The sequence below is a fragment of the Novosphingobium panipatense genome (assembly GCF_900182875.1).
Taxonomy (GTDB): Bacteria; Pseudomonadota; Alphaproteobacteria; order Sphingomonadales; family Sphingomonadaceae; genus Novosphingobium; species Novosphingobium panipatense.
Map to the genome: position 1 here is coordinate 189,392 of NZ_FXUI01000003.1, position 21,027 is coordinate 210,418.

19 protein-coding genes are annotated in these 21,027 nt (G+C 65.0%); 10 read left to right on the forward strand and 9 right to left on the reverse strand.

All coding sequences use genetic code 11. The annotated features are described in order from the left end of the window. Window positions 1-111 precede the first annotated feature (111 nt). Window positions 112-2,637 carry a TonB-dependent receptor gene (locus QOL62_RS06175; RefSeq protein ID WP_283405613.1) on the reverse strand — a complete coding sequence of 842 codons (2,526 nt, stop codon included), beginning with the start codon at window positions 2,635-2,637 and terminating at the stop codon, window positions 112-114. Window positions 2,638-3,144: 507 nt separating this feature from the next. Here QOL62_RS06175 and QOL62_RS06180 point away from each other — a divergent pair. Then, window positions 3,145-4,119, forward strand: coding sequence for an alpha/beta fold hydrolase (locus QOL62_RS06180; RefSeq protein ID WP_283405614.1), 975 nt, complete (start codon window positions 3,145-3,147; stop codon window positions 4,117-4,119). An 88-nt stretch (window positions 4,120-4,207) separates the two neighbouring features. Here QOL62_RS06180 and QOL62_RS06185 read toward each other — a convergent pair whose 3' ends face one another. The 3 genes from QOL62_RS06185 to QOL62_RS06195 form a co-directional block, all read right to left on the reverse strand. Then, the gene (locus QOL62_RS06185) at window positions 4,208-5,632 is read right to left on the reverse strand and encodes an aldehyde dehydrogenase family protein (protein WP_283405615.1); all 1,425 of its coding nucleotides are present in this window, start codon (window positions 5,630-5,632) and stop codon (window positions 4,208-4,210) included. A gap of 160 nt (window positions 5,633-5,792) precedes the next feature. Further along, window positions 5,793-7,571, reverse strand: a complete 1,779-nt coding sequence (locus tag QOL62_RS06190) for a thiamine pyrophosphate-binding protein (protein ID WP_103730762.1) — start codon at window positions 7,569-7,571, stop codon at window positions 5,793-5,795. Window positions 7,572-7,674: 103 nt separating this feature from the next. Further along, complete coding sequence (locus QOL62_RS06195) at window positions 7,675-8,847, reverse strand: CaiB/BaiF CoA transferase family protein (protein ID WP_283405616.1); 1,173 nt, start codon at window positions 8,845-8,847, stop codon at window positions 7,675-7,677. 138 nt (window positions 8,848-8,985) lie between these two features. Between QOL62_RS06195 and QOL62_RS06200 the strand changes: the two genes are divergently transcribed. The 4 genes from QOL62_RS06200 to QOL62_RS06215 all read left to right on the forward strand — a co-directional run bounded on the left by QOL62_RS06200 (window position 8,986) and on the right by QOL62_RS06215 (window position 13,187). Then, entirely contained in the window at window positions 8,986-10,152 is a 1,167-nt protein-coding gene (locus QOL62_RS06200; RefSeq protein WP_283405617.1) for an acyl-CoA dehydrogenase family protein, read from the forward strand. 72 nt (window positions 10,153-10,224) lie between these two features. Further along, complete coding sequence (locus QOL62_RS06205) at window positions 10,225-11,115, forward strand: HpcH/HpaI aldolase/citrate lyase family protein (RefSeq protein ID WP_103730759.1); 891 nt, start codon at window positions 10,225-10,227, stop codon at window positions 11,113-11,115. A gap of 34 nt (window positions 11,116-11,149) precedes the next feature. Then, entirely contained in the window at window positions 11,150-12,418 is a 1,269-nt protein-coding gene (locus QOL62_RS06210) for an acetyl-CoA hydrolase/transferase family protein (RefSeq protein ID WP_283405618.1), read from the forward strand. A 1-nt stretch (window position 12,419) separates the two neighbouring features. Next, a complete protein-coding gene (locus QOL62_RS06215; RefSeq protein WP_283405619.1) occupies window positions 12,420-13,187 on the forward strand; it encodes an enoyl-CoA hydratase/isomerase family protein in 768 nt (255 codons plus the stop codon). Window positions 13,188-13,196: 9 nt separating this feature from the next. Here QOL62_RS06215 and QOL62_RS06220 read toward each other — a convergent pair whose 3' ends face one another. Next, window positions 13,197-13,757, reverse strand: coding sequence for a thiamine phosphate synthase (locus QOL62_RS06220; RefSeq protein ID WP_103730756.1), 561 nt, complete (start codon window positions 13,755-13,757; stop codon window positions 13,197-13,199). Here QOL62_RS06220 and QOL62_RS06225 point away from each other — a divergent pair. After that, window positions 13,756-14,415, forward strand: coding sequence for a YggS family pyridoxal phosphate-dependent enzyme (locus QOL62_RS06225; RefSeq protein WP_283405620.1), 660 nt, complete (start codon window positions 13,756-13,758; stop codon window positions 14,413-14,415). The genes QOL62_RS06220 and QOL62_RS06225 overlap by 2 nt on opposite strands. Window positions 14,416-14,491: 76 nt before the next feature. On the opposite strand, the gene pyk is transcribed toward QOL62_RS06225, so the two are convergent. Beyond that, window positions 14,492-15,964 carry a pyruvate kinase gene (gene pyk, locus QOL62_RS06230; protein WP_283405809.1) on the reverse strand — a complete coding sequence of 491 codons (1,473 nt, stop codon included), beginning with the start codon at window positions 15,962-15,964 and terminating at the stop codon, window positions 14,492-14,494. Between the two features lie 101 nt (window positions 15,965-16,065). Between pyk and QOL62_RS06235 the strand changes: the two genes are divergently transcribed. Continuing rightward, a complete protein-coding gene (locus QOL62_RS06235) occupies window positions 16,066-16,377 on the forward strand; it encodes a DUF1244 domain-containing protein (RefSeq protein ID WP_103730754.1) in 312 nt (103 codons plus the stop codon). Between the two features lie 30 nt (window positions 16,378-16,407). Here the strand turns inward: QOL62_RS06235 and sugE are convergent, their stop codons facing one another. Continuing rightward, window positions 16,408-16,722: a quaternary ammonium compound efflux SMR transporter SugE gene (gene sugE / locus QOL62_RS06240; RefSeq protein WP_103730753.1), complete on the reverse strand. Its 315-nt coding sequence runs from the start codon at window positions 16,720-16,722 to the stop codon at window positions 16,408-16,410. 239 nt (window positions 16,723-16,961) lie between these two features. On the opposite strand from sugE, the gene QOL62_RS06245 reads away from it, so the two are divergent. Continuing rightward, window positions 16,962-17,198 (forward strand): DUF2312 domain-containing protein, encoded by a 237-nt coding sequence (locus QOL62_RS06245; RefSeq protein WP_103730752.1) that lies wholly within the window; start codon window positions 16,962-16,964, stop codon window positions 17,196-17,198. Window positions 17,199-17,241: 43 nt separating this feature from the next. On the opposite strand, the gene QOL62_RS06250 is transcribed toward QOL62_RS06245, so the two are convergent. Beyond that, a complete protein-coding gene (locus QOL62_RS06250) occupies window positions 17,242-17,964 on the reverse strand; it encodes a CPBP family glutamic-type intramembrane protease (protein ID WP_283405621.1) in 723 nt (240 codons plus the stop codon). 188 nt (window positions 17,965-18,152) lie between these two features. Between QOL62_RS06250 and QOL62_RS06255 the strand changes: the two genes are divergently transcribed. Further along, window positions 18,153-18,896, forward strand: a complete 744-nt coding sequence (locus tag QOL62_RS06255; RefSeq protein WP_283405622.1) for a YebC/PmpR family DNA-binding transcriptional regulator — start codon at window positions 18,153-18,155, stop codon at window positions 18,894-18,896. Window positions 18,897-18,952: 56 nt separating this feature from the next. Next, window positions 18,953-19,429, forward strand: a complete 477-nt coding sequence (gene ruvC, locus QOL62_RS06260) for a crossover junction endodeoxyribonuclease RuvC (protein WP_103730749.1) — start codon at window positions 18,953-18,955, stop codon at window positions 19,427-19,429. 16 nt (window positions 19,430-19,445) lie between these two features. Here the strand turns inward: ruvC and QOL62_RS06265 are convergent, their stop codons facing one another. Then, the gene (locus QOL62_RS06265) at window positions 19,446-20,969 is read right to left on the reverse strand and encodes a glycosyltransferase family protein (protein WP_283405623.1); all 1,524 of its coding nucleotides are present in this window, start codon (window positions 20,967-20,969) and stop codon (window positions 19,446-19,448) included. Window positions 20,970-21,027 lie beyond the last annotated feature (58 nt).

The window sequence follows — 21,027 nt, forward strand, 5'->3', positions numbered from 1 at the left end:
CCCAATGTCTCGCCACGCCGAAAGGCCAAAAAAATACCCGGCCGCAGCCGGGTATCGTAGAGCAGTGCAACTTGATGATGTAGCGCCTGAACGGCGCTACATCCCGATCATTCAGTACTTCACGCCGATGGTGATGCCATAGGTGCGCGGATCGGCATAGTAGCCGCCGGCATAGCCGAGCTGGCCGAAGTCGATGCCGCGCACAAAGTCCTTCGCATTGGTGAGATTCTTGCCCCAGATGCGGATTTCGCCTTCCGCATTGCCGAGCGGAATGCGGTCGATGCCGATCTGAGCGTCGATCAGGTCGCGATCGTCACCCTTGATGGCGTCGTTGAAGGGAGCGGAAAGCGCCGTGGGAAAGCTGTACTTGCCGTCTTCGTGGGTATAGCCGACCCGCCCGACGAGACGCGCACTGCCTGCACCGATAGGGAACTGCGCATTGAGGGCGATGTTGCCTGTCCATGGCGAGGTATACGAAGGAACAGCGATCGATGCGATGTCGACGGCCGGAGCGCCCGGGACAGTCGACTTGCCCCCGAGGAATTCCTTGTAGTCCACGTTCACGTAGCCGATGGCCCCGTCGATCGAGAAGTTGTCGGTAAGGATCGCCTGAAGCTCGGCTTCGAAGCCTGCGTAGTTGACCTTGCCCGCATTCGCGATGCGTGTGCTGAACGTGCCTTGGGGTGCGTCCGGCACCGGAACGTTGACGGCAAGATCCTTGTAGACATTGTAGTAGCCCGCAACGTTGAAGCGCACGCGGCGGTGGAACAGTTCGGTCTTCAGGCCGACTTCATAGGATGTCACGTTCTCCTGGCCGAAGGAGGGGATGGTGTTCGTGCCTGATGCGACCGGATCGGATGCGTTGAAGCCGCCTGAACGGTAACCCGTGGCCACGCGGGCGTAAGAGGAGATGCCATCCGCCAGATCGTAGCCGAGCATGAGGTTCCAGGTGAACTTGCTGTAGCTTGCCTTGCCGACCTGCGGGACCGCGAAGGGAACAGCGCCGTTCTGGGTGCGGAACAGGCGCTTGTTATCCCAGGTGTAGCGGCCGCCAGCCGTCACGCGCAGGCCGCTTCCCCGGCCGCCCGGATAATACGTCGCCTGACCATAGAGCGCCGAACTTTCTGCTTCAGCCGTATAGCTCAGCGTGGTCAGCGTCTGAACGAGACGATAGCGCGCGGGATTTGCGGCCGCTACGGCAGATCCATAGCGGCTGAGAATGGAATTGGTATCTAGCACGAAGCCGCTGTTCTGAGGGTTGTACTCGCTGCCCTTTTCCCAGAAATAGAAGCCGCCGACGACCCAGTCGAGGTGATCGGAGTTGCCGGAGACCTCGATTTCCTGGCTGAGCTGACGGTGACGGCGCGTATTGCTGGTTTCGAAAAGGTTTTGCTGAACCGTCGGAACGGCGGCAGAAGAAATGAACGGGATCGAGGCCGCCGGCACGATGCCCTGCAGAACCGAGGCCGGCAATCCGTTGAGCAGGCTGGTGGGCGTGAATGCCGGACCGCTGAACGCGCCGAGCCCGTCGAGATCAGAGACGGAGTCGCTGTGCCAGATGCGATATCCCGAAGTCATCTTGACCTTGAAGATGTCGAAGTCGTTTTCGACCTGCAGGTTATGGCCCCAGATCTCGTCGACGGCGTAGCTGCTGATATCGTTGCAGATCTTGCTGCGATACGCGCGGCGCGGCTCCGCCAGAGCCGCGCAATCAGCGTTGGCGAAGGTGGCGGACTGAAGGTACTGCTCGACCGGCGCGGGCTGTGTCACGACAAGCTGCTGGCCATCGACCACGATGTTGCGGGGCGTTCCGTCGGACACGTTGGTCAGCTGGAAGGCCATGGGGCTGCCGCTCACCTTCGACCAGTCGAAGATGTACTGGATGCTGCCGGTGCCACCCAGCTCGATCTTCGCCGCACCGCGGAAGGAGTCCGACTTGCGCGAGCCTGGATCACGGGAATCGCGCGGCTCGAGGATATTGTCGACGACGCCGTCGCGCTGGCGGTGGCTGTAAGAGAAGCTGGTGGCGATACCCGCGATCGCGCCCGGATCTACTGTGATCCTGCCATTCCAGGCATCAAAGTTGCCGTATCCGCCTTCCGCTTTCAGGCGAAACTCGTTCGAGGGCGCGCGTGAGATGAAGTGGATCGCGCCACCGGTCGTGTTGCGGCCGAACAAGGTGCCCTGGGGTCCGCGCAGAACCTCGACACGTTCGATATCCGCAACATCGAGCCCTGCCGCTCCGGAGCGGGAGATGTAAACCCCGTCGACGTAGAGGCCACTCGCGGTATCGACGCCGAAAGTCTCCGACCCGCCGTTAGAGATGCCGCGCATGGAGATGACTGCGGCCGAGTTGCTGGTTGTTCCCGACACGATCGTCACGTTCGGAGCGAGGCCGCTGAGATCGCGAGCGTCCTGCACGCCCAGCTTCTCGATCTTGGCGGAATCGATAGCGCTGATGGCGATCGGAACATCCTGAAGGTTCTGCGATCGCTTTTGAGCGGTGACGACGATGGTATCAAGCGCCGGAGCGGCATCGGCGCCGGTATCTTGGGCTGCCGCGGGCTGCGAAACTGCGATGAGACTTACGCCGATAGCAAGCGCAGATGCGCGATGGACGTGGAACGCCTTCTTCAAGATACCCTCCCAAGCAGCTCTTAAGCCTTGTTTCGACGACACTGCGCCAACGCGTAGCATATGTCAATGCATGCTACGCAGAAATGGCTTTCATATGGATTGAGGTGAGGAATGCGATATGTTTTTAATAGTCTTTTGCGCATTGTGTGGGTCCTGCCCCGGGGTTCGTCTGACAGATGGCTGGCCAGCAAGGAGCGGCACTCCTCCTGTGGCCGTTTCTGCTCGGTCATCCCTGCTGGAGAATGAAGGGCAGGCACTCGCGCATGGGCACAGGGTCGTTTTCACTGCGCCAACGAAGAACCTAAGCTGCTCGCTTGCTGCCAAAAGCACGTGCGCGTCCGCCTGAAATCACCTTGCGGGCCGCGCGATTTTCCGGTTGGTAGCAGAAGCGTTTTGCACTCTCGCCGGGTCTTGCAGGGCTTCGGTTGATGGCCTCTTACATCCTGCGGGAACGACTATGCCGGCAGGCGGTTTGGGTATTTTCTCGCAAGGGTTATTGATGAGGCTATGATCAGATCGTTGCTGGCGATGGCGGTGCTGGGTCTTGCTGCACCGGCCGCAGCTCATCCGATGCTGGCCGACTTCGATTATGGCTGGCCGGTGCAGCGCCATTCGCTGACGAGCCAGGGCGAATCCATGGAGATGGCCTATCTCGATGTCCGGCCGCCGCGCGCCAATGGCCGCACCGTCGTATTGCTGCATGGCAAGAACTTCTGCGCCGGCAGTTGGGAAGGTTCGATCCGCCGCCTTGTCGCCGCCGGCTACAGGGTGATCGCCCCCGATCAGATCGGCTTTTGCAAATCGAGCAAGCCGGGGCGCTATCAGTACGGGCTGCACACCCTTGCTGCCAACACGTCGGCCTTGTTGGCGTCGCTGGGCGTGGAAAAGCCGGTGGTCGTCGGCCACAGCATGGGCGGCATGCTGGCGATGCGCTACGCCTTGCAGTACCCGGAGGCTGTGTCCCAGCTGGTGCTGGTCAACCCGATCGGCCTTGAGGACTGGCGCGCCAAGGGAGTTCCAAACGCCACGGTAGATGCCCTGTACGAGGGTGAGCGCAAGACCACTCGTGCCAGCATCAAGGCTTACCAGCAGGCGACGTACTATGCGGGTGAGTGGCGAGCTGAGTACGACCGCTGGGTCGACATGCTGGCCTCGATGTATCTTGGGCCGGATGGGGACGTGGTCGCCTGGCATCAGGCCCTGACCGCCGACATGGTGTTCAACCAGCCGGTCGTGCATGAACTGGAGCGCGTGGCAGTGCCGACGGTGCTCATGATCGGCGAAAAGGACAACACCGCGATCGGCAAGAACCGGGCCGACAAAGTGCTGGCGGCGCAATTAGGAAATTATCCCGTGCTGGCGCGCGATGCGGCGCGTCGAATTCCGGATGCGCGGCTCATCGTCTATCCGCAATATGGCCATTCGCCGCAGATCCAGGCGCCCGACGCATTCCACAAGGACCTTCTGGACGCGCTGCGGTAAGGACGGGAAATTTTTGAGCTGGCGGTAGTTCGATCGGGCAAAAGGAGCCCCGGGTATTGCCCCGGGGCTGCTTTTTCCGATCCGCCGCTCAGGCGGGCGCGGGCAGGCCGATGATCGACTTCACTTCAAGATACTCGTGGAAGCCGTGCTCGCCCCATTCACGTCCGTTGCCCGAACGTTTGTAGCCGCCGAACGGAGCGTGGAAGTCGAAGCCGCCATTCACCCAGATCGCGCCGGTGCGCAGCCGCCGCGAAATGGCGCGGCAGGCTTCGAGATCCTCGCCGGAGACGTAGCCGCCGAGGCCGAAGTTGGAGTCGTTGGCGATCCGTACGGCGTCGTCGACATCGGTGTAGGGAATGATCACGAGGACCGGGCCGAAGATCTCTTCCCGGGAAATGACCATGTCGTTCGTTCCCACGAAGACGGTTGGCTTGACGTACCAGCCCTTGTCCAGCCCGTCGGGCCGGCCGAGGCCACCCGTGATGAGTTCGGCGCCTTCTGCAAGGCCTTGCTCGATGTACTGCTGGATGATGTTGTACTGGCTCTTGGAGACGACCGGGCCCATGGCCACTTCGCCCTGCGGGTTGCCGACGGTCACACCGCCGGCGGCTTCTGCGGCAGCCTTGCGCACTTCGTCGAGGCGAGCGGCGGGGACCAGCAGGCGCGAGCCGGCCGAGCAGGTCTGGCCCGAGTTGCCCATCATGCCAGCCGTCGCGCTCGCCACGTTGGCAGCTAGAGAGGCATCGTCGAGAACGATCCAGGCGGATTTGCCGCCCAGCTCAAGGCCGACGCGCTTGACGGTGTCGGCGGCATCCTTCTGGATCTGGACGCCCACCTGTTCCGAGCCGGTGAAGGAAATCATGTCGACATCTTCGTGCTTCGACAGCGCCGCGCCGATGACGGAGCCCTGGCCCTGCACCATGTTGAAGACGCCGGCCGGTACGCCCGCGTCGTGCAGGATCTCGGCAAGGATCTGTGCGGAATAAGGCGCGAGTTGCGGGGGCTTGAGGATCATCGTGCAGCCCGCTGCCAGCGCCGGAAAGATCTTAACGCAGGTCTGGTTCATCGGCCAGTTCCACGGCGTGATGAGGCCGCAGACGCCGATCGGTTCCTTGCGGATCACCGTGACGCCGCGCTGTTCCTCGAACTTGAAGTCGCGCAGCACTTCGATGGCGGTTCCGAGATGGCCCTTGCCCAGGAGGGTGTGAAAGCCGCAGGCGAGCCCGCGCGGTGCGCCCATCTCCTCCATGATCGCCTCGCCCAGTTCGGTTTCCCGCCTGAGGTATTCGGCCTGAATGGCTTCGAGCAGGTCGAGGCGTTCCTTTACGCTGCTTTCGCCATAGGTGGCGAAGGCGCGGCGAGCGGCAGCAACGGCGGCGTCGACGTCTGCTGGGGAACCGAGGGAGATGGTGCCCGACACTTCTTCGGTGGCGGGATTGATGACGTCGGCAGTGTTTGGAGTGACCGGGTCGACCCAGCGACCGTCGATGTAGAACTGCGTGTAGTTGCGCATGATGGCTCTCCCTTGTGTGTCCCCGTCGCGCAGCGATAGGGAGGGGGCCATGCGAACAGAGTGGAGGGAAGGCGGTGGCAGGAAGGCTGCCGTGGCGCCCGCCCCTCCGATACCGTGCAGATGGTCCCCTCCCCGGCAGGGCCGGGGAGGAATGGTCTGCTTACTGGGTGCCTTCGGCGTACCAGGTGCGGAATTCGGAATAGTTGGGCATTTCCTCCGAGTTCGCGGCCGGGTCAATCGGCACATGAATGACGGTGCAGCCGCCGCGTGCGTAGGCGCGTTCGATGGCCGGACCGATGTCCGCCGCCTTCTCGACGTATTCGCCGGCGGCGCCGAAACCTTCGGCGATTTTGTCGAAACGGACCTTGTCCGACCAGTGCACGCCGGTTTCCTTGGTGCCGTGGCCGAAGGTGCGCTTGTACACACCAACTTCGAGGCCCCACTGGAAGTCCACGCCCACCACGATGACCAGCGGCAGGTTTTTGCGCACCGCCACTTCCAGTTCACCCACGTGGAACAGGAACGAGGAGTCCGACGTCAGCAGCATGCCCGGGCGCTGCTTGCCGGTGGCGGCCTGATCGGCGAGCATGGCGCCGGTGGCGTAGGGCAGGCCCGTGCCGATGTGGCCGTAGTTCTGGTTCCAGATGACGTCGTGCGGCTTGGCTTGCGAGTAGGTCCACTGGAAAATCACCGTGGCGCCGCCGTCACGGATGAGGATGCCGTCCTTCGGGAAAGCCTTGGTGGCTTCTGTCACGAACTGGCTGGTGTGCATCTTGCTGGTCGAACCGTCCGGCTTCGACGCTGCCTCCTCGAGCAGTTCGTCAAGCTGCTGCGCTTCGCGCTGGATGTATTCGGACAGCGATGGCGAAGCGTTGCGGCCGCCAAGAGCCTTCAGGGCACGCGACAGCTGCGGCACGACGGCGCGCACGTCGCCCACCAGCGGCACGTCGATGGGACGGTTGACGCCGATCGCGGTCGGATCCTGCTGGACGTAGATCCACTTGCGGGTGGCTTCGTTGTCCACCCAGTGACGCCAGCGGCCGTAGTGGCTCGGTTCGCCCAGTTCGGTCGCCAGTGCCACGCAGCAGTCGCTTTCGACGACCGCGTCGATCGACGCTTCCGAGAAGCCGTAGGGGAAGGTGCGCTCTTCAAGGCCCTTGATGAAAGAGGTGCCGCCGGAGGTCTGGATGACCGGGCACTGCATGAGTTCGGCCAGTTCGCGCACCGCATCGCCTGCCTTGGCGGTGTGGACACCGTGGCCGACGAGCAGGATCGGGTTCTTGGCGTTCTTGATGGCCTCCGCGGCCTCCGCGATGCGATCACCGTCAGCGCCCTGCATCGTGAGGCGGTAGCGGTGCGGCGGCAGGACCGGCGGCAGGTCCAGCTCTTCGAGGATCACGTGCGCGGGGTATTCGATGTAGGCAGGGCCGGGCGTGCCGGACATGGCGACGCGAATGGCTTCGCGCACGATCTCATCGGTCTGGTCGGCATATTCGATCGAGCTGGAGAACTTCACCGAATCCTCGATCATCGGCTCCTGCCGGACGAACTGGATGCGACCGCGGCGCACGCGGCGCTCGGTCACGCGGGCGCGTTGGCCGCCCATGAAGATCACCGGGTCGTTTTCGACCTTGGCGCACTGGATCGCGGGCATCATGTTGGCAAGGCCCGGCCCAAGCGTGCCGATGCACAGAGCCGGTTTGCCGGTGATGCGGGCCGCAGCCGCCGCCATGTGGCCGGCCGATGCCTCATGGTGGGGCGAGACGACGGTCCAGCCCCGGGTTTCCGCTTCGAGGAAGAGGTGCACGAAGTTGGGATCCGGAATGCCGAAGAGCGTGCGGATACCCTCAGCCTCGAACAGGTCGAGGATGCGCTTGTAAACCGGAATGCCCTTCTTCGCGTTGGCCGGAGCTTCCGCCTGGGGCTGGTCGTCGTACATTTCAGTGCCTTTCTTCTCGATCCGCTGGTGCGCTCTTGGGTCGCTTTGAACAGCTGGTTAGCTCAAGCGTCTGGATGCTGTCAGGTGAAATCAACAGCAGTGTTCAGTCCGGCTCGTGCGCTATCGCCGGGGCGACGCTCGCGAGGATCTGTTCGTTGTCCTGGCCCAGCATCGGTGCCGGGCCACGTACCCGGCCCGGAGTCTTCGAGAACCACGTGGGCACACCGGGGAAGCGCACCGGGCCTTGCGGAGTATCGACCTCCTCGAAGAAGCCGATGGCGTTCAGGTGCTCGTTCTCGAACAGGTCGTCGGTGGCGTGCAGCCGCGAGCAGGGGATGTGGAGGCTCTGCAGTGTGTCGAGCCATTCCTGCGTGGTGCGGGTAAGGAACGTCTCGCCCAGCAAGCCGTAGACGCGCCCGATCTGCTTTGCTCGCTGGGCGAGGGTGGCGAACTCCTCGCTCGCCCAGGGGGGGGTCACGGCGCCGACGAAGGCGTTCCAGTGCTTGTCGTTGTATACGAGCGCGGCGACATACCCGTCCTTCGTCCGGTAGGGACGACGATTGGGCTCGACCGCGCGGTGATAGTGGGCCGGTGTGGTGGGCGGCGAGAACATGGCGCCATTGGCGTGCTCCACCAGCATGAACGAGGACATGGCCTCGAACATCGTGACTTCGACTTCCTGGCCTTCGCCTGTGCGCTCACGGTGGAACAGTGCCATCATGGTCGCATAGAGCGCGTGGAGTCCGGCCACCTTGTCCGCCATGATCGTGGCGACGAAGCCGGGCTCCCCGTTCATCAGCCCCTGCACATGGGGGATGCCGCACTGGGCCTGGATGGTGTCGTCGTAAGCCGGCTTATCGCTCTCCGGTCCGCGGCGCGAATAGCCGTAGCAGTTGGTGTAGATGATGTCGGGCCGGAGCGCGCGCACCGCCTCGTAGTCGAAGCCGAGCTTGCGGATGGCACTCCCGCGCATCGAATGGATGAAGACGTCCGCCGTCGCGATCAGGCGGCGCAGCGCCTCGCGGTCCGTCTCGCGGCGAAGGTCGAGCATGACGCCGCGCTTGCCCCGGTTCACGTTGACATAGATCCCGCCCATGCCGGGCACAGGGCCGGTGGTGATCCAGCGGGTGTTGTCCCCTTCCGGCGGCTCCACCTTTATGACCTCGGCGCCCATGTCAGCCATGATCTGCGTGGCGTAGGGGCCGAACACCACGCTCGTCAGGTCCACGACCCTGATGCCCTTCAGGGGCCCGCCGTCCGGTACTGCTTCGCTCATGCCAATCTCCCGCAGGAGACGTACACGTGTGCGCATTTGCGTTCAATGTGCAAATATCGGAACAACTGCGTTGTGCCAGGCGGGCGGCGCTGTTAGTCGTGTTCTTCAGAGGAAACGCGGGAAAAGGCGGAAAAATAGGTGGATTTCTCTCTTACGCAGGATCAGCTGGATATCCGCGAAGCGGTTCTGAAGCACTGTTCGCAGTTCTCCGACGAGTACTGGCTGGAAAAGGATCGCAGCGGCGAATTCCCGTTCGAGTTCCACACGTCGATGGCGGAGGCGGGCTGGCTTGGTGTTGCGATGCCGGAGTCGGTCGGCGGGGCAGGCCTGGGCATCACAGAGGCGGCGGTGATGATGCAGGCGGTCGCCGAAAGCGGGGGCGGCATGACGGCGGCTTCGGCGATACACGGGCCGGTGTTCGGGCTGGAGCCGGTAATCCTTTTCGGTACGCCCGAACAGCAGCAGCGCATGATCCCGCCGATCCTGTCTGGCGAGGAGAAGATGTGCTTCGCCGTGACCGAGCCGAACACGGGCCTCGACACCACCAGCCTCAAGACCCGGGCCGAGCGTGTGCCAGGCGGCTACAGGGTGAGCGGCGAGAAGATCTGGATCACCAACGCGCACGTGGCCGACCGCATGCTCCTGATCGCGCGTACGACCCCACTTGAAGACGTGAAGAAGAAGACGGACGGCCTGACGCTGTTCTACTGCAAGCTCGATCGAGAGGCGGTGGAGCATCGCCTCATACCCAAGATGGGGCGCCACGCGGTCGGCTCGAACATGCTGTTCATCTCAGACCTGTTCATTCCGGAGGAAGACCGCATCGGTGAGGAAGGGCAGGGCTTCAAGATCCTCCTCCAAGGCCTGAACCCGGAGCGCGTGCTCCTGGGTGCCGAGGCGACGGGCCTTGGCCGCGTCGCGATTCAGAAGGCCGCTCGCTACGCGCGGGAGCGCGTGGTGTTCGGGCGCCCGATCGGGCAGAACCAGGGTATCCAGCACCCGCTGGCCAAGGCTTGGATGCAGGTGGAGGCCGCGTCGCTCATGGTGTTCAAGGCGGCCACGCTGTTCGACAAGGGGCTGGAGTGCGGCACCGAGGCGAACACCGCCAAGTACCTTGCCGCCGAAGCGGGCTTCGAAGCCTGCCAGACGGCAGTCATGTCGATGGGTGGGATGGGCTACGCGCAGGAATACCATGTCGAGCGCTACTTGCGCGAAGTCATGATCCCGCGCATCGCTCCGGTCAGCCCGCACCAGATCATGAACTACATCGCCGAGAGGGTATTGGAGTTGCCAAGGAGCTATTGAGCGTTGTCTTGACGCTCCGCTGCTGCAAGGCCCGGCCCCAGCGACAAACGACCGGATTGAGGATACCCGTCCATGCCTGTGACCCACGAACCCGTTGCCGCCCGCTCATGGCTCTTCGCGCCGGGTGACAGCGAGAAGAAGATGACCAAGGCGATGGAAGGCGATGCCGACATCGTGCTCATAGACCTGGAGGACGCGGTGGCGCCGGACGCCAAGGCGGCGGCTCGCCCCATGGTGCATGACTTCATCAAGGCCAATCCGGCCCAGCGCAACCGGCTGTGGGTGCGGATCAATCCCTTCGACGGTCCGCACACCTTGCTTGATCTTGCCGCGATCATGCCGGCACATCCCGGCGGCATCATGCTGCCCAAGGTCTACAGCCGCGCGGAGGTGGAGAAGCTGGACCACTGCCTTTCCGCGCTGGAAGTCGCGAACGGCATCGAGGAAGGCTCCACGCCGGTCATCGTCCTCATCACCGAAACGGCCGAGGCCATGTTCCACACCGGGAGCTACAAGGGCGCGCCGCGTGTGGTGGCCCTGACCTGGGGCGCGGAGGATCTGGCGGATTCCATCGGTGCGTCGTCCAACAGGAACGAGGATGGCTCCTACAGCTTCACGTACGAACTGGCGCGCAGCCTCACCGTTCTCGGTGCGGCGACGGCCGGCGTGACCGCGATCGAGACGATCAGCGCCGATTTCAAGAACCTCGACGCGCTGCGGGCCCGGGCGGAGAAGGTCCGCCGTGATGGCTTCCGGGGCATGATGGCCATTCACCCGGCGCAGGTGCCGGTCATCAACGAAGCTTTCACGCCGACCGAACAGGAGATTGCCGAGGCTCAGGAAATCGTCGATATCTTCGCGGCCAATCCGGGTGTAGGCGCAATCGGCTGGAAGGGCGGAATGCTCGACCGTCCGTACCTTGCCCGTGCGGAGCGCTTGCTGCGGCAGGCCGGGCGGCTATGAACGCCGGCGGGCTGCCGACGGCAGGGCCGTGGCAATGATCCGCACGACGCTGGAGAACCTTGATCTCTCGCAGTATCTGCGATCAGGCGACCACGTCGTCTTCGGCCAGGCTTGCGGAGAGCCGACCGCGCTGGTGGAGGCGCTTGTCGCGCAGGGAGCCGGGATCGGGGGGCTTCACGCCTTCATCGCCACCAGCTTCTCCGGTCTCTTCACGCCCGGAACAGCCTCTGCCTTCCGCCTGTCCTCCATGGGCGCGATCGGAGCCCTGCGGGCCATGACCAAGGCCAACGCGCTTGACGTGATCCCGGTGCATGTCAGCCAGGTCGCGCCGTTGATCACGGCCGGTGTCCTTCCCTGTGACGTCGCGATGATCCAGGTGAGCCCCGCCGACAGCGCCGGCAATTACTCCTGCGGGCTCATCTCGGACTACGTGCGCGCCGCAGTGGACAAGGCGCGCGTCGTCATCGCCGAAGTCAATGACCAGGTTCCTTGCGTTGCAGGCGAGATGATTCCCGCCAGCGCCATCGACGTCGCTGTGGAGGTATCGCGCCCTCCCGTCGAGGTGGCACCCGCGAAGATCGGCCCCGTCGACGAGGCGATTGCCCGGCTTTGCGCCGGGTTCATCGAAGACGGATCGGTGATCCAGACCGGGGTTGGCGCGGTGCCGGACGCCATCCTGCGCCTGCTGCACGACCGCCGTGACCTGGGCGTGCACTCGGGGATGTTAGGCGACGGTCTGGTGGATCTGGCGGAGGCCGGCGTGCTCACCAACGCGCGCAAGGAGATTGACCGCGGCATCTCCATCAACGGCGCGCTGATCGGGACACGGCGCTTGTACGATTGGGCGAACGGCAACCCCGCCATCCGCATGACCCCGACGAGCTACACGCACGATGCGGGCGTGCTTGGGCAATTGTCGCGCCTCGTCACCATCAACTCGGCGCTTGAGGTGGACCTCACCGGGCAGGTCAACGCCGAGCAGTCCGGCTCGGCGTACCTGGGCGGAACGGGCGGGCAGGTGGACTTCGTCCGCGCGGGCGCACGTTCACCGGGCGGCGCCTCGCTCATGGTGCTGTCCGCGACCGCAAAGGGCGGAACGATCAGCAAGATCGTGCCGTCGCTTTCCGGCCCGGTCACCAGCGCGCGCAGCGAGGTCGATGTCGTGGTTACGGAGTTCGGAGCCGCACAGCTCAAGGGGCAGGCCCTCGCCGAGCGCGCCCGGCGCCTCGTCGCCATCGCGCATCCGGACTTTCGAGAGGAGCTGGACCGGACCGCTTTCGAAATCGCCAGGAGAGGGTTCTGACATGCAAGACGCGGTCCTGTTCGACGCGCGTGAGGATGGCATCGCCGTCATCACCATCAACCGCCCTGACCAGCGCAACGCTCTCACCCGCGAAGTGCGGGAGGGTCTGCGCGAGGCGTGGGCGCGCTTCGAAGGCGACGATAGCTTGCGGATCGCGATCCTTACCGGAAGTGGCGAAAGGGCGTTCTGTGCGGGCGGCGATCTGAAGGAGATGGTCGAAACCGGCATGGCCGTTCCTCCGCGCGATATGTACGCGCTCCCGTACGACACCATGGAACTGTCGAAGCCGACCATTGCGGCGGTGAACGGCGTGGCCTTCGCGGGCGGCTGGATGATCGCGCAGGCTTGTGATCTGTGCGTCGCATCGACCACAGCCAAGTTCGCGATCACCGAGGTCAAGGTGGGGCGCGGCAGTCCCTGGGCGGCGCCGCTCATTCACATGATCCCGCAGCGCATCTTCATGGAAATCGTGCTCACCGGAAAGCCGATCAGCGCCGAGCGCGCTTACGAGATTGGGTTGGTGAACCGGCTTGCCGAACCGGGTGCGGTCCTGGAGGAGGCGATTGCGCTGGCGCAGGACGTTCTGGAAGGCGCGCCGCTTTCGGTGAAGGCTGCACGCGAGACGGTGATGCTCTCGACTGAGATGGGCCGCAGCGCTGCCCTTGCCGCAGCCCGTGCGGCGCATGAACACGCCTACAACTCGCGCGATGCGCAGGAGGGGCCGCGCGCCTTTGCGGAGAAGCGCAGGCCCGTGTGGCAGGGCCGCTGAGCCAGAGGTTCAGGAAAGCCCGTCGATCGCGGCCCAGCGGCTGATGTTGTAGCCGCGCGCCTTGCGGCGGGTCATGCCGCCAAGGGCGATAGGCTTCGCTCTCGCCCGGGCGGCCAGCAAGCGCAGTCGCACCGGCCCCAGCGTCGGTGCGCCGGGGTGCGAGGCGGTCGGGAACGCAGGTGAGATCAAGACGGCGTCCACGCCGGCGCGGTGGGCCTCTCCGAGTTCTCGGAGCGAGTGAACCGTTGCCAGCCGCAGCAGGTTCGGCGCCGAGCCGAGCCGGGCCGGCGACGCGTAGGCGCCATCGGCTTTCCAGCGCCGGGCCTGAGATGTGTCACCGGCGAGGATCACGGCATGGCCATGACGCCGGGCGGTTCGACATAGGCGAAGGTAGCGCGCGCGGCGTCGGTCTGCCGGAAGGTGATAGTGGCGGAAGATGAAGCCCGACCCGCGCGGCAGACGGCTCAGGGCCCGCTCCAGCACCGCATCGTTGCGGGCATCGCTGATGAGCCAAACGTGAGGTAGGGATGACTGGCGGTTCTTCACCGGGACGCTATAGCAGCGCGCCATGGATCAGCTAGAAGACATCCGTTCCCGCATTGCGAAGTCCGCCGCGATCGCCGGGCGCGACCCGGCGGGAATCGAACTCGTCGCCGTTTCGAAGACTCACGACGCCGACGCCATCGTGCCGCTCCTGGAGGCCGGGCACCGCGTCTTCGGGGAGAATCGCGTTCAGGAAGCCGCGGCCAAGTGGCCGGCCCTGCGCGAGGCATTCCCGGATGTGAAACTGCACCTTGTGGGGCAATTGCAGTCCAACAAGGCCGAAGAGGCGGTCGAACTGTTCGACTGCATCCATGGGCTCGATCGGCCCTCGCTGGTCACGGCGCTGGCCAAGGCGATGGAGAAGGCCGGGCGCAAGGTGCCGTGCTTCATCCAGGTGAATATCGGGGACGAGGAACAGAAGGGCGGCTGCGCCATTGCGGAAGTGCCGGCGCTCCTCGCCTCAGCGCGGGAGGCGGGCATTCCCGTCATCGGCCTGATGTGCGTCCCCCCCGCCGGGATCGAAGCAGCCCCGTTCTTCGCCTTGCTTGCCGAAATCGCGGCGGACAACGGGCTGGATCAGCTCAGCATGGGCATGAGCGACGACTTCGAAACGGCGGTGCTGCTCGGGGCCACGCACGTGCGCGTGGGCAGCGCACTGTTCGGCGCGCGCAAAAAAGCCGCCTGAACTCTCCCGCACGGGGCGCAGGTTTCACGTGCAACAGGCGGCGCGTGCAGGGATGCTCCCCCGCACGCGCCGGCTCTCACCTCGGGGTGTCGAGTTCGTTGCCGGTAAGCGTCACGATGTGCAGCAGGTTGGTCGAGCCTGGTACGCCGAAGGGGACGCCCGCCAGTGTGATCAGGCGAGACCCGGCCGCGCCGAAGCCATGGCGCAGGGCCATGCGCTTGCCCTTGCCGATCATTTCCTCGAAGCTGCCGATGTCCTTGGTGATGACGGTGTGCGCGCCCCACAGAAGCGCGAGGCGGCGGGCCGTCTTGCGCGAGGGGGTGAGCACCAGCATCGGCGCAGCGGGACGTTCCCGCGCCACCCGGCGGGCCGAGATACCCGAACCCGTGAAGACGATGATGCCTTCAATCGTCAGCGTGTCCGAAATCTGGGCGCAAGCCTCGGACAGGGCGTCCGCGCTGGTCGCGTCGGGCGGTGTGTTCGTGATGTGGATACGCTCGCGATAGGTCGTGTCGGCTTCGACCTTCATGGCGATGCGGTCCATGATGGTCACCGCCTCGACAGGCCACTGCCCCGCCGCCGTCTCGGCCGAGAGCATGACGGCGTCGGCACCGTCGTAGACGGCGTTGGCGACGTCGGACACTTCGGCGCGCGTGGGCGAGGGGCTCGTGATCATCGATTCCAGCATCTGCGTAGCGACGACCACCGGCTTGCCGAGACGGCGCGTCTTTTCGATGATGTGCTTCTGGATCGGGGGCACTTCTTCGGGCAGCAGTTCGACGCCAAGGTCACCGCGCGCCACCATTATGCCGTCCGATAGCTCGATGATCTCGTCGAGGCTTTCGACGGCCGCCGGCTTTTCGATCTTCGCCATGATGGCACTCTGCCCGCCCGAAAGGCGGCGTGCTTCGGCCACGTCCTCCGGGCGCTGCACGAAGGAGAGGCCGATCCAGTCGGTGTTCTGCTCCACCGCAAAGGCGAGGTCCCGCCGGTCCTTCTCAGTAAGCGCCGGGACGGGGACGATCGCGTCCGGAATGTTCACGCCCTTGCGGTCGGAAATGGGGCCGCCCACTTCCGCACTGCACAGGATGGCGTCCTCGCTGGCGCGGATGACGACCAGACGCAGCTTGCCGTCGTCGATCAGCAGGCGCTGGCCCTTCTGCAGGATACCGAAGAGTTCCGGGTGCGGCAGGCAGACGCGCTCGTCGTTGCCGGGCGCCGGGTCGCGATCGAGGGTGAAGTGCGAGCCGTGGTGGATGAACGCCTTGCCGCCTTCAAACTGGCCGACGCGCAGCTTGGGGCCCTGAAGATCGCACAGGATCGCGATCGGCCGCTCCAGATCCTTTTCCACCGCGCGAATATTGGCGATCGTTTCGCGGTGCGTTTCGTGGTCGCCGTGGCTCATGTTGACGCGAAAGGCATCCGCGCCGGCCTTGAGCAGTTTGGCTATGGTCTCGCGGTCCCGGCTGGCGGGGCCAAGGGTTGCGAGTATCTTTACCTTGCGCTGGCGCTTGATGCCGCGATGATGGGGGGACCGACGATAGGGCATCGCGCCCGAGGGAATGGTGCTGACCAAGTTTGCTGCCTCTTCCGGAAACCGCGCCTCATATGGCAAAGGCCTTATTACAAACCAAGGACGATTGGCGGATTATGAACGGGCAAAATGACATTGATGCAATTGACGATGCCGTGGCCGCGGCGGCTTTCCGCCGGCTGGTGCGCCATCTGCAGCACCGCCACGATGCACAGAACATCGATCTGATGGGCCTGGCGGGCTTCTGCCGCAACTGCCTGGCGGACTGGATCCGCGATGCGGGCTACGCCGGCGACAAGGCACAGGCACGCGCGGTCATCCACGGTATGCCGTTCGACGAGTGGAAGGACAGGTATCAGAGCGAGGCGACGCCCGAGCAGATTGCGCGCATGGAGGAGAGCCTTGCGAAGAACGGCGGCGCGCACTGATCGAATCCCGGCGCGCGCGGCGGCCTGCCGTCAGGAAGAAGCCTTCATGAGCATGATCCCTCCCAAGATCAGGGCCGCCGCCAGCAGCCGTGTCGCATTGGCGGATTCGCCCAGGAACGCGATGCCCACAACGAACGCACCAAGCGCGCCGATCCCGGTCCAGACCGCATAAGCGGTTCCCAACGGCAGCGAGCGCATCGCGGCGGCAAGAAGGCCAAAGCTCGCGAGCATCGCGATCAGCGTGATGAGGCTGGGCCAAAGGCGGGTGAAACCCTGCGATTGCTTCATGGAGAAGGCCCAGACCACTTCCAGAGCGCCTGCAATCGACAGTAGAATCCAAGGCACGACGACAATCTCCTTTCTCGCGAGGGGGATCGCCGGGCCGTCCCGGTCTTGACACTGCCCGTCCGGGCAGACGCACGAACGTGGTCGGCGCCGGGGCGGAATAGGGGCGGCGGAATGGGAAGGCAACCTCGGCGCGTCCTCCACATGATTTCCACAGGGCAGCGCTTTGCCCGAATCCGCACGCGTGGCTATCAGCCGCCACCAACCGATTCACCAGCCTTCACCGGAGCATTCAACCCATGGCCGAAACCACCGACGATCGCCTGCGCCTGCTGATCGAACGCGTCGAGCGTCTCGAGGAAGAGAAGAAGGGCATCTCGGACGACATCCGCGACGTCTACAATGAGGCGAAGGCGGTCGGCTACGACGTGAAGATCATGCGTGCCATCGTGCGTCTGCGCAAGATGAAGCCGGACGATCGCCGCGAAATGGACATGCTGCTCGATACCTACAAGACGGCTCTGGGCATCGACTGAGGCAGCCACTGTCCCCATCCGGTGCCGGATGGGGACAGTGGCCTCAGTTCCCCGCGAGGGCCAGCGCCATGCTGGCCGCGTTTGCCGCGCCGTGCTGGAGCATGGCGGCGACAAGGCCCACGCGCTGGCGGGTAAAGCCCAGCAGCAGCGCGGCCCAGAGCTGGGGCAGGACCATCGGCAACGACAGGAGCGATGCCGACGGATAGTTCATGAGGTGGACGGCGGCGAAAGCGAGCGCCACTACCCAGAACACGATAGGGTAGGCGGCGCGATAGACCTTCGGCGCATCCTTGCGCTTCCGCAGGCGGAACCAGCCCACGCCCGCCGCTGCCGCCATCACCCCGATGGTGGCAATCAGCACGACCGGGTCGAGACCAGGCGCCAATGCGGCTATGGCGACAAGAGCCGCGAAGCAGCCGAGCAACCACAGCGCGCGGGGGCGGCCCGTCTGCCATCCGCGAAAGATGGATTCCTCCAGTACCGGCGCGGCAAGGATCGTCAGCGGCAGGAGCCAGTGTGATGGCACTTTGCCGAAGGCGTCGGGCAGGGGCAAGTCCTGCGTCTTCTGCCACAGGGTCAGCAGCGGCAGTATCAGCAGCAGCATCCCCGCGAGGTGAAGCGCGGTCACTGAGGCCAGTATCCTCCACCCGCTGCCCGAGCGCAGTCCGATCGGGGTGAGCACCTGCGGCCGCGCCAGGAAGCGGGCCAGCTGTGGCAGAACCGCCGGTGCGGTCCGGGGTGAAGGGTCGCTTTGTGTCGTCGTCATGGGGCCTTGTACCTTGGAAAGCCTTGCGGGTTCCTTGCCCGCAATGCGGATGGGGCTCCACCGGCACGGCTGCCGGTCTCCGGTTGCCCTTTGGTGCACGCCTGTTGTAAGGCCCGCGCCACTTCATTCATCGGACCCGCGGAACGGCCTTGCAGAAGGAGGATCGCGGGCAGTCAGCGAGCGGACCCATGGCAGGCCATTCCAAATTCAAGAACATCATGCATCGCAAGGGTGCGCAGGATAAGAAGCGCTCGGCGATGTTCTCCAAGCTGTCGCGCGAAATCACCGTCGCCGCGAAAATGGGCATGCCCGATCCGGACATGAACCCGCGCCTGCGTGCCGCCGTGAACGCGGCCAAGGCGCAGTCCATGCCCAAGGACAACATCCAGCGCGCCATCGAGAAGGCGAGCAAGGGCGACGGCGAGAACTACGAGGAAGTGCGCTACGAGGGTTACGGCCCGAATGGCGTCGCCATCATTGTCGAAGCGCTGACCGACAACCGCAACCGCACCGCGACCAACGTGCGCACCGCCTTCGCCAAGAACGGCGGAAACCTGGGCGCTTCGGGCGCGGTCAGCCATGGCTTCGAGCGTCTGGGCCTTATCGAGTACCCCGGCACCGTGGGTGACGAGGACAAGGTTCTGGAAGCCGCTATCGAAGCGGGCGCCGACGACGTCGAAAGCGACGGCGACAGCCACGCAGTCTGGACTTCCGTCGAGAACCTGCACGAAGTCGCGCGTGAGCTCGAGAAGGTGCTGGGCGAAGCGGAAGGCGTAAAGCTGGCCTGGAAGCCGAGCCTCAAGGTCGATGTCGATCTGGACACCGCCAGCACCCTGATGAAGCTGGTCGACACCCTTGAGGACGATGACGACGTGCAGACCGTCTGGGGCAATTACGAGATCTCGGACGAGGTCATGGAGAAGCTGGGCTGACAGGCCGGAAGCCGGGGCTTCGGCTCCGGCATGCCGGCTGACGGCCTCTTAGCGCGATGATCCTCATCGGTATCGACCCCGGCCTCACCTGCACGGGCTGGGGCATCGTCGCGAAGAGCGGCAGCCGCCTCAGCCATGTGGCGAACGGGCAGATCCGCACCAACGCCAAGGCCGGGATGGCCGAGCGGCTGGTGGAACTGGACGCGGCGCTGACCGACGTGATCCTTCACCACCGCCCGGATGCGGGCGCGGTGGAGGAAGTCTTCGTTAACGTGAATCCTCAGTCGACGCTGAAGCTGGGGCAGGCGCGCGGCGTGGCCATGCTGTCGGTCGCCCGTGCCGGGCTTCCCGTGGCGGAATACTCCACCCGCCTCATCAAGAAGGCGATCGTCGGCACAGGCGCGGCCGAGAAGGCGCAAGTCCAGGCCATGCTCAAGATCCTGCTGCCTGGCGTGAAACTTGCCGGCGAAGACGCGGCCGATGCCCTCGCCGTAGCCATCACTCACGCCAACATGCTCGGCAGCCACCGCTGACCGCCCGCCGGCCGGATTAGAGCCCGGCCCGTTCGAGCGCCGCCTGCACATCGTAGACGGGATCTGCCGTGCAGGTGCCCGGCCGGACATAGAGGCAGGGCTTTTCCTCCGGCAGCACGGTGCAGGCCACGCGCCGGTAGCCGTCTGCGCCTTTCGGCAGGCTGTGCCCCATGAGCAGGGCGTTTGATGAGCGGCTGATGGAAGCGGGGAGTGGCACCCGCCCTTCCAAGACGCCCTCTGGCACGACCGAGAGCGGGAGCGGTCGCGGCAGGATGGAGGGGGCGGCGTAGAGGTAGTATGCCTGCGCCACCGCCAGGCGGCACACCTCCGGGCGCTTCGCCGCAGTTATGGCCAATTCGCTCAGTCCGCCACCGCCCCGCAAGGACCGGTAGCCCCCCGTCGCTGAGGCGGAGGCGAAGCTGAGCAGGCACCAGATCGATGCCGTCGCCAGCAGCGGCTGGAACGGGCTGCGCGCCGCGCCCTGGCGGAACGCGCGCTGCACCAGCGAGAGCGATCCCACGCTGGCGACTATCATTACCGACTGGGTGGCCACCCACACGAAGCGATACTCCTTGTGCGCCAGAAGGCTGTGCGCAAGGATGGTCGCCGCTGCGGCAAAGAGAAGCGGAGCGTAGCGTCTGGCTGCCGGGACGATGGCAAGGACCGTGAACAGGAGCGCGGCGGCGCCGAAGTGTCGGTAGTATTCGACAAGGTACTCGAACGGACCGCTCGTTCCGAACCGCGCCGCCCGTCCTTCCCCGATGTTGTGCGCGAAGTTGGCGAAGATCCATGCGAACGGCAACGTGCCGGCGAGAAGATCACTGGCGGCCCCTGCAGCCGCCGCGGCAAGCCCGCCTGCGAGAAGCGGTCTCCAACGGCGAGGCTCCAACCGCAGCGTATGAATGGCCAGAACCGCGGCGAAAGGGGCGAACTGAAATCGCAGCAGCACACCCAGCCCCAGAAGGCACGCGCTCGCAGCGATGCGGCGGTGCGTCGCTCCTTCATCCAGCAGCGGCGCGGCGGCCAGCAGGAGTATCGCGGCGGCAAGGCTTTCCGAAAGCAGCAGATCGGAGAACAGAATGCTCTGCCACCACACGGCCACGACGAGCATCGCGATCCAGGCGTGCGCGCGCGAGGTCAGTGCGCCCAGCTGCCAGGCCGCAGGCAGTGCCAGCAGGGTGAGCGCGGCATAGATGCCGCGCGCCAGGTAGAGCGGGGCCATCGTACCGGGGGCAAGCCATCGCCCCAGCGCGATCGGCATGGCAAGCAGCTGCGGGATCAGCGAGTTGCGGATGCCGAACCGCGCCTCCCACGGAACGATGCCGCTGCCGGTGACGATGCGGTGTGCCTGCTCGAAGTACTGCGTCAGCTCGTCGGCGTGATGCTGGTCGAGCGGCGAGAAGGCGAGGGCGCGCAGGAGCACGGCCACCACGGCCGTTCCCACGGCGAGCAGTCGCCACACCGACGGCGTGAAAAGTGCCTCGTCGCCCGATCGGAAATCGTCCTGCCCCTTTCGCCCCATCGCTGCCTGATACGGCAAGCCGCCCGGCAAGTCACCGCCGTGCGCGCAATTCGCTCTTTCGTGGCCATTCCCGGTA